This is a genomic window from Microcoleus sp. B7-D4 (assembly GCF_036705125.1).
GTDB lineage: Bacteria > Cyanobacteriota > Cyanobacteriia > Cyanobacteriales > Microcoleaceae > Microcoleus.
This window is the reverse complement of the sequence record NZ_JAUBTT010000159.1, coordinates 1-10,639: the sequence shown is the minus strand read 5'-3', so window position 1 is coordinate 10,639 and position 10,639 is coordinate 1. Positions and strand designations below refer to the sequence as shown.

The 10,639-nt window shown below is 47.5% G+C and carries 11 protein-coding genes and 1 pseudogene; 9 read left to right on the top strand and 3 right to left on the bottom strand.

Annotation, left to right across the window (positions count from 1 at the left end):
• On the top strand, positions 1–194 hold a 194-nt coding region (locus tag QUB12_RS35160; protein ID WP_333310758.1), incomplete at its 5' end, for a hypothetical protein.
• 23 nt (positions 195–217) lie between these two features.
• Positions 218–403 (top strand): hypothetical protein, encoded by a 186-nt coding sequence (locus QUB12_RS35155; RefSeq protein ID WP_333310757.1) that lies wholly within the window; start codon positions 218–220, stop codon positions 401–403.
• Positions 404–438: 35 nt separating this feature from the next.
• On the opposite strand, the gene QUB12_RS35150 is transcribed toward QUB12_RS35155, so the two are convergent.
• Complete coding sequence (locus tag QUB12_RS35150; protein WP_333301058.1) at positions 439–1,020, bottom strand: Uma2 family endonuclease; 582 nt, start codon at positions 1,018–1,020, stop codon at positions 439–441.
• 141 nt (positions 1,021–1,161) lie between these two features.
• On the opposite strand from QUB12_RS35150, the gene QUB12_RS35145 reads away from it, so the two are divergent.
• The 3 genes from QUB12_RS35145 (at position 1,162) to QUB12_RS35135 (ending at position 3,429) form a co-directional block, all read left to right on the top strand.
• Positions 1,162–1,350: a hypothetical protein gene (locus QUB12_RS35145; RefSeq protein WP_333310755.1), complete on the top strand. Its 189-nt coding sequence runs from the start codon at positions 1,162–1,164 to the stop codon at positions 1,348–1,350.
• Between the two features lie 108 nt (positions 1,351–1,458).
• Positions 1,459–2,076 carry a Uma2 family endonuclease gene (locus QUB12_RS35140; RefSeq protein WP_333310753.1) on the top strand — a complete coding sequence of 206 codons (618 nt, stop codon included), beginning with the start codon at positions 1,459–1,461 and terminating at the stop codon, positions 2,074–2,076.
• 180 nt (positions 2,077–2,256) lie between these two features.
• Positions 2,257–3,429, top strand: a complete 1,173-nt coding sequence (locus QUB12_RS35135) for an AI-2E family transporter (RefSeq protein ID WP_333144578.1) — start codon at positions 2,257–2,259, stop codon at positions 3,427–3,429.
• A 354-nt stretch (positions 3,430–3,783) separates the two neighbouring features.
• Here QUB12_RS35135 and QUB12_RS35130 read toward each other — a convergent pair.
• A pseudogene (locus QUB12_RS35130) lies at positions 3,784–4,317 on the bottom strand (Uma2 family endonuclease); the annotation flags it as partial.
• A 307-nt stretch (positions 4,318–4,624) separates the two neighbouring features.
• Between QUB12_RS35130 and QUB12_RS35125 the strand changes: the two are divergent.
• The 4 genes from QUB12_RS35125 to QUB12_RS35110 all read left to right on the top strand — a co-directional run bounded on the left by QUB12_RS35125 (position 4,625) and on the right by QUB12_RS35110 (position 8,781).
• On the top strand, positions 4,625–5,800 hold the full coding sequence (locus tag QUB12_RS35125) for a homocysteine biosynthesis protein (protein ID WP_333036886.1): 1,176 nt from the start codon (positions 4,625–4,627) through the stop codon (positions 5,798–5,800).
• A 61-nt stretch (positions 5,801–5,861) separates the two neighbouring features.
• Positions 5,862–6,932 (top strand): DUF262 domain-containing protein, encoded by a 1,071-nt coding sequence (locus tag QUB12_RS35120; RefSeq protein ID WP_333310750.1) that lies wholly within the window; start codon positions 5,862–5,864, stop codon positions 6,930–6,932.
• 2 nt (positions 6,933–6,934) lie between these two features.
• Positions 6,935–7,660 carry an MAE_28990/MAE_18760 family HEPN-like nuclease gene (locus QUB12_RS35115; RefSeq protein ID WP_333310748.1) on the top strand — a complete coding sequence of 242 codons (726 nt, stop codon included), beginning with the start codon at positions 6,935–6,937 and terminating at the stop codon, positions 7,658–7,660.
• A complete protein-coding gene (locus QUB12_RS35110; protein ID WP_333301060.1) occupies positions 7,657–8,781 on the top strand; it encodes a DNA cytosine methyltransferase in 1,125 nt (374 codons plus the stop codon). Before QUB12_RS35115 ends, QUB12_RS35110 begins: the two co-directional genes overlap by 4 nt.
• A gap of 58 nt (positions 8,782–8,839) precedes the next feature.
• On the opposite strand, the gene QUB12_RS35105 is transcribed toward QUB12_RS35110, so the two are convergent.
• Positions 8,840–10,087 carry a hypothetical protein gene (locus QUB12_RS35105; RefSeq protein WP_333144573.1) on the bottom strand — a complete coding sequence of 416 codons (1,248 nt, stop codon included), beginning with the start codon at positions 10,085–10,087 and terminating at the stop codon, positions 8,840–8,842.
• Between the last annotated feature and the right edge of the window lie 552 nt (positions 10,088–10,639).

Sequence of the window (10,639 nt, the reverse complement as noted above, 5' to 3'; positions counted from 1 at the left end):
TGCAAATAGGTTCTATAAACCCGCCCGACCCCACGAAAAATCCTCTTATTGATATTGCTGCAAGATGTCAGTTAAAATCGACTATCTGGCAAAAAAACAAAGGTTTGGTACTTTGCTCTCAATCCTGCCCCTCTGCTAATCTTCTATTACTTCCGGGCTTAGCACAAACTTGCGATAATAATCTCCATGCCTAATTATACAACCAACTACCACGTCCATGAACACCAACATCAGCCCCATCCTCAAAGTATTCACCCTATCCGCCGCCCTTTCCCTGGCCATCAAATATGCAGGGCCTAGCTTATCCATCCCCTCTACCGACCTCAACGCCCTAATCGCCGTCTTTACCCCCAGTATCATCTTAGCTGCTATCCTCGGCTGGCGATCGCGCCAACACACTTAAATCCAGTTAAGCATAAAAAAATAGGTGCGATCGCCCTAACCAGAAATTCCCCTCCTAAACTCCCTCATCGCTTCCACACTCGAAGCCATCAGCAAGCAGCGACACAGTAAATTAATATCTAAATCTGGCAAAACAACACTTGAAGAAATTTTTTCATAACCCTCAGAACCCAAGCGATACATAGCCAATACACCATCCTCCCAAAACCAGACTTCAGCAACTCCCAATACTCGATAGCGCTGCAATTTTTTGACAGTACCGCTAGTGAAGATAACCTCTACAGATAAGTCGGGAGGAGTTCCAGTTGACCTACCAATAAGATATGATTCGTCAGCTTGTGCTGAAGCTTCGCCTTCTATTTCTAGAGTCCGGCTTCCTGTAGGTTTAAATTCAATATTTTTGATGTCAAAGTAAAGAGCCAAAAGAATAGTGAGGGTGCGACTAATCGCTTCGTGGTCTTCCGAAACTGCCAAGATTTCTACCTCTCCTCTGTAATAAAACAACCTGATGCCAGGGGACTCAGAAAACCCCTGTTCAATTAGCTTGAACTGTTGCCAGCTAATCCCGGAGTGAATGAACCGTTGGTCTAGTGGCTGTAAAAGTGTCTGTGTCATCATGCGAACCTCAATCAAGTTCTGGGTTTAAAACAACATTCATCGCCTCTTTCCTGTTAAAAACTCTAAGGCGCGATCGCAGCCGCAACACAATACTTGCGATAATAATCTCAATGCCTAATTATACAACCAACTACCACGTCCATGAACACCAACATCAGCCCCATCATCAAAGTATTCACCCTATCCGCCGCCCTTTCCCTGGCCATCAAGTACGCAGGGCCTAGCTTATCCATCCCTTCTACCGACCTCAACGCCCTAATCGCCGTCTTTACGCCCAGTATCATCCTAGCTGCTATCCTCGGCTGGCGATCGCGCCAACAGCAGCAGTAGAGACGCCATCAAAAAGTGCGCTCTACACTAGGTCTAAAGACTGTGTTTTTACCAAAATCTTAATTCCCCGTACAGCTATCAAACACAACCCAACTCAAGGCACTCACCATGATTCAAACCATAACAGAATTAGTAACCTTCGATGAATTCATTGACTGGTATCCTGAAAATTCAGAACACCACTACGAACTACACAATGGAGAAATTGTTGAAATGCCAAAAGCAACAGGTAAACATTCTAAAGTGGCAGGTTTTACCGCACTGAAAGTCGGAATTGAAATTGAGCGTCTCAATTTGCCCTACTTCATCCCCAAAGAATGCGTCATCAAACCGATGCGCGAGGAATCGGGATATGAACCAGATATTATTGTACTTAACGAACAAACCATTGCAAACGAGCCGCGATGGGAAAAATCATCAATTATCACAATGGGTTCATCAGTCCCCCTAATCGTCGAGGTAACTAGCACTAATTGGGGTGATGATTATGCCCTAAAGCTTGAGGCATATGAGTCAATGGGTATTCAGGAATATTGGATTATAGACTATCTAGGATTGGGCGGCAGACGGTTTATTGGCAACCCCAAACAACCCACTTTTTCGGTTTACCAACTAATTGACGGGGAATACCAAGTCAAACTGTTCAGAGGATGCGAGGGTATTGAGTCCCCAACTTTCCCAGAATTGAAGCTGACAGCGCAGCAGGTGTTCGCCAAAGGGAATTGAGGAGGCTGCTTATGCTAATGTCCGAGTAGGGGTATCTGATTAAAGATGCGATCGCGCGCATCTGCTGTATCTTGATATAAAGGCGATTCATCGCTTCAGGGGTGCAGAGCAATTAGCAACCAGTAATGCCCCATACCCTATTCCTCAATCTAAAATCTAAAATCTAATATCTAAAATCTAATGAAGCTAGGACAGTGGATGGGCTTATTAGCCCTCATCACATCTTGTTACATCCTGTGGCAAATCAGGCAGGCCCTACTGCTGCTGTTTGCCGCCGTCGTCTTAGCCACCGCCTTAAACAGGCTAGCACGGTATTTACAAAAATTCGGACTCAAAAGATCGATCGCCGTACTCTTATCAGTTAGCTTCCTAATCCTCGTATTCGTAGGCTTATTCCTGATAATTGTACCGCCCTTTACCCAACAGTTTCAACAACTTACCCAAAGAGCACCTCAAGGAATAGAAAGATTAAATCAGTGGATAGATCAATTTGAGGCTCGCTTTTCAGGACAAATAGGTCAGCGACTGCCGAATCTTGATATTAACGATATTATCCAACAACTGCAACCCCTATTTAACCAACTCGTCGGCGGTGCAGGAGCCTTTGTCGGTAACACATTAGGCGTTATTCTCAGCTTTTTGCTCGTCATAGTTTTGACATTGATGACATTAGCAGAACCTCTCTCTTACCGCAAAGCATTCATCCAACTATTTCCCTCTTTCTATCGGCGACGAGTCGATGGCATCTTAGATGAATGCGAAATAGCTCTCGGTCGATGGGTAATCGGTGCTTTAATTAGCATGAGTGTTATCACTTTTCTGAGTTTAATTGGTTTGTCAATATTGCAGGTTCCCCTAGCTCTAGCTCACGCTGTATTAGCCGGCTTGCTGAACCTAATACCCAATATCGGGCCTGGTTTGAGCGTCATTGCCCCAATGACGATCGCACTTTTAGACTCTCCCTTAAAATCCGGTTTTGTGCTGATTCTTTACTTTCTAATTCAACAATTTGAAAGCAACCTCCTCACCCCCTACGTCATGGCACAGCAAGTATCACTGCTGCCAGCAGTAACATTAATAGCTCAAGTATTCTTCGCCACATTCTTTGGATTTTTAGGCTTATTGCTAGCTCTCCCCCTCACCGTTGTAGCTCAAGTTTGGATTAGGGAAGCCCTAATTAAAGATATTCTAAACCAGTGGAGTGCCAGCCCTAAAACCTTAGCAGCAATCGATTCTGCTATCCATGAAGAATATGAATCTATAGAAGTCGCCGAAAGCCGATCCGAAAAGTCGCCAGAACACAAACCCGACATCCCAGATCGTGTAGAAAAGGACGCTCCTGAAAATCAATAGTTAAGGTTTGTAAGGACTTCAGTTCTTATTCATTCCCAGTTATAGGCCAGAAGTATTCACTACAAGTTTAGGAAAATTATGGTATGAATGCCCTTAAATAACTATCTTCAAGCCTCGCATTTTATACCGCATCTCTGCCGGCGCTAAAAATCTGTTTAACCGTCAAATTAAACTGCCCCAATGTGGGTGACACAACCCTATCACTCCCCCGAAACAGACCAAGAATTTCTTGAGGGTACAAGCCCCCGGATTTATCCGTGGAATCAATCCAAAATCTAAAATCGAAAATCCTCAAACCCCCGCATTTATCCGTGGGGTCGCCTCTAAAATCTAAAATCTAAAATCTAAAATCGATTGACTGACTTGATACTCACCGTCAACCAACTGGTAAACTGAAAAAGTAGGTTGTTTAGGATTGCCAATATAGCGTCGCCCGCCAAGTCCCAAATAGTCCGCAATCCAGTATTCAGAAATGCCCAAAGCTTCGTAATTCACCAATTTGTAGCCATAATCATCCCGCCAATTGGTACTGACAACTTCGACAATTAGCCGGACAGAACTACCCATTGTAATGATAGATTCCTTTTTCCATCTCGGTTCGCTGTCCGTCCCTTGCCTGTCTAAAACGATCGCATCCGGTTCGTAACCAGATAGCTCATTATCAGCCTGGACAACGCATTCTTTGGGAACGAAGTAGGGCAACCCTAGCCTCTCGATTTCAATCCCTAGCTTCAGGCACAGGAAGCCGGCTACTTCTGAAGGTTCTCCGGTTGCTTTAGGCATCTCAACAATAGTTCCATTGTGCAGTTCGTAACGGTTTACCTAATTTTCAGGATACCAGTCAATAAATTCATCGAAGGTGACAGGTTTTAATATCGCTTGAGTCATGGCGATCGCCCTTTATTTGATTTATGATATTGTTATTGTATCCGTTAGAATTTACATCTTGCCTCATTATCAAGAACAGGCAAGATGCCTGTTCCACAAAGAGTGAATTTTCTTGTGGAACAGGCATCTTGCCTGTTCATAAAAGGCTTATTGAGAATGGTGCAACATCTCAGTTATAATATATTGCTTTTATCTCAAACAACCAGCTCGATCGACAATCCATCAATCTAAAATCCATCCAAAATCAAAACCACTCCAAAATCAATCAATTCAAAATCTAAAATCCAAAATCTAAAATCTAAAATATATGAGATCGATCGACGAAATCAACGATAAAATCAGCCAGGGCAAAGCCACAGTCTGGACGATCGAAGAACTCAAAACTAGAGTTCAAGAAACCAGCATTACCCAAGCAGCCAAAGAAGTCGATGTGATTACCACCGGCACCTTCGAGCCGATGGAATCCTCCGGTGCAATCATCAACCTCGGCCATACCGACCCCCCGATAAAAATCCGCCAGTGCTGGCTAGACGGCGTTTTAGCCTACTCCGGCTTCGGGGCAGTAGACCTGTACCTGGGAGCCACCCAAGTAGCCGAAGACGGCGAAGAATCCCGCGAACGGGGCGGCGGACACGTAATCGAAGACTTAATAGCCGGCAAACCCGTGCAGTTGCGAGCCTTGGGACAAGTAACAGACTGCTACCCCCGCGCCTCCTTTGAAACCACGATTACCCGCGATACAATCAACCAGTTTTATTTATTCAATCCCCGCAACGCATATCAAAACTTTATTGTTGGCGTCAATGGAGGCGATCGCCCGCTGTTCACCTACCTCGGCCCCCTGCAACCAAACCTCGGCAACGCCGTCTACTCGAACCTTGGAGCCATGTCTCCCCTGCTCAACGACCCCGACCTCGAAATCATCGGCATCGGCACCCGCATCTTCCTAGGAGGCGCTCAGGGTTACATCACATGGGAAGGAACCCAGCACTTCCCGCTGCAAAAACGCCAGCCCAACCGCACCCCCATCGGCCCCGCTGCCACCCTCGCACTCATCGGCGACGCCAAACAGATGAACTCGAAATGGGTACGCGGCTGCTACTTCAAAAACTACGGCCCATCCCTGATGCTGGGAGTCGGCATCCCCTTTCCCGTCTTAAACGAAACAGTCGTCGCCCACTGTGCAGTATCAGACAAAAAAATAGTAGCGCCGGTGGTAGATTTCTCTATCCCCCGGCGCGTTCGTCCAACCTTCGGTTTAGTTAGTTACGCTCAATTAAAGACTGGCCGCATTCTCATTGAGGGCAAACCAGTACGGGCGGCCCCCCTTGCGAGTATGTTTCTGTCCCGGCAAGTAGCATTGGAATTGAAGCAGCAAATTGAAGCGGGTCAATTTACCCTCACGGCCCCAGTTGCTCCCCTACCCACCGACCGAGTATTTCTCCCCCAAGATTTGTGGGGCGCACAAGTGAGGCTCGAATAGACAGTTCCTAGACTAAAGTCACGGATTATAAATTGAATGAACCACGAGAGGATATTCAAAGATGATCGACGAAAACCAGTCTAAGTTCACTGATGAGGAAGTTGCGGCTGCTGAGAAACAGATTTTTGAACACACAAAGAGAATTGAGTTCTATCTGACGGAATATTCCATTGAGCTTCTGGCCCAAAAGATGCAGAAAGGAGATTTTGAGATTCCGGCCTACCAGCGCGAGTTCACATGGGAACCAGAGCGCAAATCCCGGTTCATTGAGTCAGTATTGATGGGACTTCCGATCCCTTTCCTCTTCTTTTGGGAAAGCCCGTCAACAGGTAAGCTTGAAATTGTTGATGGTTCACAGCGCCTTAGAACAATTCAGGAGTTCGTTCTTGGTGACTTTCCCCTAGGTGACTTGGAAGAACTATCGCTACTGACCGGATTTCGATTCAAAGATCTCCCCGAATCTCGGCAACTAAAAATCAAGAACCGTTCCATTAGGGGGATCGTGCTCAATGAACACGCCGATGAGCAAGCACGATTTGATCTTTTTGATCGAATTAACACAGGAAGCAAGGTCGCGAACAAGGCTGAGGTGCGTCGAGGTGCGTTAGGAGGTGCTTTCCTGGATCTTGTGATTTCACTCGCCAAAGAGCCCACCTTTGTCAAACTTGCGCCGCTATCCAAGAAACTGTTATTGGAGCGCGAGAGAGAAGAGCTCGTTACACGATTCTTCGCATACGGTGATGGGCTAGAAGCATATAAAGACAGAGTGTCGCCATTTCTTTTCACCTACACGAAGAAGATGAACGATCGCTTTAAACAGAACCCAGCAGAAATTGAGTCCTACCGGCAACGCTTCATGGACATGATAGACTTTGTATCGCGCAACTTCCCGTCGGGCTTCAGCAAAACACCTAAAGGTAAGGCGACACCCCGATCGCGTTTTGAAGCTATAGCCATTGGAAGCTATCTAGCACTTCAGCAACGGCCTGAGATAGCTAACCAATCGCTCAAAGTTGAAGAATGGTTGAACAGCAAGGACTTTACAAAAGTGACCGGCGCCGACGGTGCGAACGCAATACGCAGACTCAGGGGTCGTATACATTTTGTTCGCGATCGTTTACTTGGAGATTGAGGATGGAGGATTTGAGCCAAGCTTTTGAAGAGCGTTTACAGGAAATTGAAACTTACCTTGACCTGCTTGAGTCTATACAGGAACAAGTGCAGGGAGGACCTCCACAAATCGGGGAAGCTACGATCACTCCGCAACAGCAGAAAATCCTCTATTCGAGTGTTTACTTACAGCTCTACAATCTTGTCGAGTCAACTATTACTCGGTGCGTAGATGCCGTATCTAAGGCAGTGGTTAATAACAGATCGCTGCCCAATGAGTTGTCCATTGAGTTGCGCCGCGAGTGGGTGCGATGCACCGCACGTACCCATAATGATCTCAACTACGAGAATCGCCTGGAATCTGCATTGAACCTCTGCGAACACCTAGTGCAAGCACTTCCCATATCAACTTTTGAAGTTGAAAAAGGTGGAGGTGGAAATTGGGATGATGAGGAGATTTACAAACTTAGTAAACGTCTAGGATTGTCCTTAAATATAAGTCGTCACGCTAATCGTGCTGTCAAACAACCATTTCGGGATGACCAAGGCGCACTTTCCCTGATCAAAAGTTTTCGGAACAAACTAGCACACGGTAATCTATCATTTGCAGAGAGTGGCAATAATATTACTGTTAGCCAGCTTCGTGACCTCACTGAACGAACAGCATTGTATCTGAGAGAGGTTGTAAATTGCTTCAAGTTATCGATCGATGCACATGAGTTCCTAATGCCGGAGAACCGACCTACATGAGCCAAGGCATGAATCCAGATGAGACTATGGTCGGCGCTCACAATGGCAAAGAGCCTCAGATCGATCGCAGAAGTACAGCCATTAGCTGCATCGATCTGTTTTGCGGTTTGGGCGGTCTTACGCATGGACTGATCCGAGGAGGTATTCAGGTTGTTGCGGGCATCGACATCGATCCACAATGTCGCTTCCCATACCAGAGCAACAACGACGCCCTTTTCGTCCAGCAGGATGTCAGCTCGCTATCTGGTTCCCAACTTGCAGATATTTTTGGCAATAGGACATTGCGTTTGCTGGCAGGCTGCGCGCCCTGCCAACCATTCTCGACTTACAGCCGTAAGGGGCGCCAGGAACGCCAGGACACTAAGTGGGTTCTCGTATCCGACTTCGGTCGGTTGGTACGGGAGACTCAACCCGACTTCGTAACGATGGAGAATGTGCCACAGCTTTTAGAGCATGAAGTTTTCAAGGATTTTTTGAAGAACCTCGAAGGCTATGCGACCAGTTGCAGTATTGTAGATTGTGTTCAATATGGAGTTCCACAGACTCGTAAACGGCTTGTGCTGCTAGCGTCCCGATTCGGGCCAGTAGAATTAGTACCTCCAATCTTTTCTAGACGATCGTGCACAACTGTGCGTGAGGCGATTTCCCATCTACCCGCCTTAGCAGCCGGATGCTCCGATCCAAATGACGCACTTCATACCGCATCCTCACTAAGTGACCTGAACCTCCGCCGAATCAGAGCCTCAAAACCCGGAGGCACATGGCATGACTGGGATGATTCACTGCTGGCACCATGTCATCGTAAGAAATCCGGACAAACTTATGCTAGCGTGTATGGTCGTATGAAGTGGGACGCCCCGGCTCCAACGATCACAACTCAATGCTTCGGCTACGGAAATGGTCGGTTCGGACATCCGGAACAGGATCGTGCAATTTCTCTGAGAGAGGCCGCTATCCTTCAGACTTTTCCCGAAAACTACCGCTTCCTAGCTCCTGGCGAGCGTGTCTGTTTCAGCAAACTGGGTCGTTTAATCGGAAACGCTGTTCCTGTTCAAATTGGCGAGGTGGTAGCGCAGAGCCTACTCGCTCATGTACAGAAGTACAATAAGCAGCTCAACTAAAAATGCAAGATTAAAAGTTTTTTAACCTTTAATCTTGCATTTTTACTTTCACTATTTTTTATTGCTCGATCGGCTTAGGCTTCTTAACCGGCTTAGGAAGAGGTTCCTTGGGGACAGGCGGTGGTGCTGCTGCTGCGGATTTGATGGTAGGACGCCCTACAGGAGCACCGTCACCGCTGGGTCTAGGAGTAAACGGACGCTTCCCTCCTTTTTTGAAGCCACCGGGTGGCTTGCTGCCAGGGGGGAATTTCCGCTTTTTAATCGGCAGGGCACCAATATTATTAGCCTGCTCAATCATCAGACTCTCAGCTTTCAATTTGACGTGGAAATCCCAAAAAAACCCGATCGCCTTTGTAGCTAAATCTCCCTTGAGTTTCAACTTAAAAAACTTCATCTTGTCGTCATTCTTGCGGGGAGCTTGCTTGATTTTGACGATGACATACTTTTCTTCGTCTTGGGATTGATAAATCACCTCACCTCTAATCGAAAAATAGCCATCTTCAACATCAGGTTCCGAGGGAGGCAAAGATGCGGTCGATGCTTCGCCGCTAGCCTCAATCTCCGCTGCTTCCTGACTTTCCTCATCAGAGGAAGGTTCGGGAGGTTTCTTGAGCGTTTCCGGCTCCCAAACCCCCATAATCTGGGCGTGCAAGTTGCCGTCTTCTTGCCTGGTGCGGGGATAGACCACCCACAGGTGTTCTTGTTCCAGCTCCAGGTGATTTTTGACTAAACTCATAACTCTACCCAGCAAAACTGCGTCGATGGCAGTTCCGTCGGCAGCTATCAGCATACCCCGGGTGAATTGCTCTTCTGATGGCGTGTAGCGGCCCCGCACCAAACCAACAGCTCGGTACTGTCTGGGTTCGCTGGGGGGGGGAATGGGATGTTGGCGCATGACTGAGGGTATGTCCTCAGCGGCCTGACTTTCATTAGCGGCAGGCTCGGCGTTTGTGGGCGGTGCGACTGCTAGGGCTGGAGTATCGCTGACAGGTGTCGAAGACGCTGCTGGCGCCGGGGGGGCAGGAGCATTGCTGGGCTGGTCTTGTGGCTTTGTTTTGTCCTTGTCGAGGGCAGAACTGTAGCGTGGTCGTTGCAGCTTATCCTTGGACGCTGGGGCGTCGGTTGGCGTTGCCGGTTGATTTTGGTCAACAGGTGCAGCCAACGCCGAAGGCACCGAACTTTCGTCTGGTGTCTCAGGAATGGAATCTGGATCATTAGGCGGATTGACGGCCTGTTCGCTCGGCTGAGCCTTGCGATTTGAAGTAGATTTGGACGATTTGGAAGACCGGTTGGGAGAGGGGTTCATAAAAACTCCTTGCAGCGGAGACACATCCCTTAAGGGAAATTAGGAATAAACTGAAGAAACTGCTTTAAAAACTACTAGCACCTGACAGGCGGGCTTGCGCCCGGAGGTCAGGTTGTGACCCGTCAACGCCAACTTTCAACGCTACGAGTGCCGATCGGTTCGCTGGCTGCTAAAATCCTTGCGAGCAAGGACTTTGGGAGTTGCTGACCGCTCGATCGCCGATCGCGCTGAGCTGGAGTTGCTGGCTAATAGCATTTAGGATATTCAGCTTGCCTATTTTACTTAATCCAATTACCTAACGGCCTGATCCGCCATATTTTTGGTAATTTTTAGCTTGACCATACTAAATTGGACAGACACCGCAGTCCTTGGGGCTGCGGGTCTGAGTGTCCAAAATTGTTTAGCTAGCATGGAGTTGTGGGTCTGTTACCGGAAAACGAGAGGAAAGCCCCCGACTTCAGGCGTGGGGATGAATTCGGCAGCGGATGCGGCCGCCTACAGTCTTAGAAAAATCCTGGTTGATTTCTAAAAGCATGATATGATTATATCATG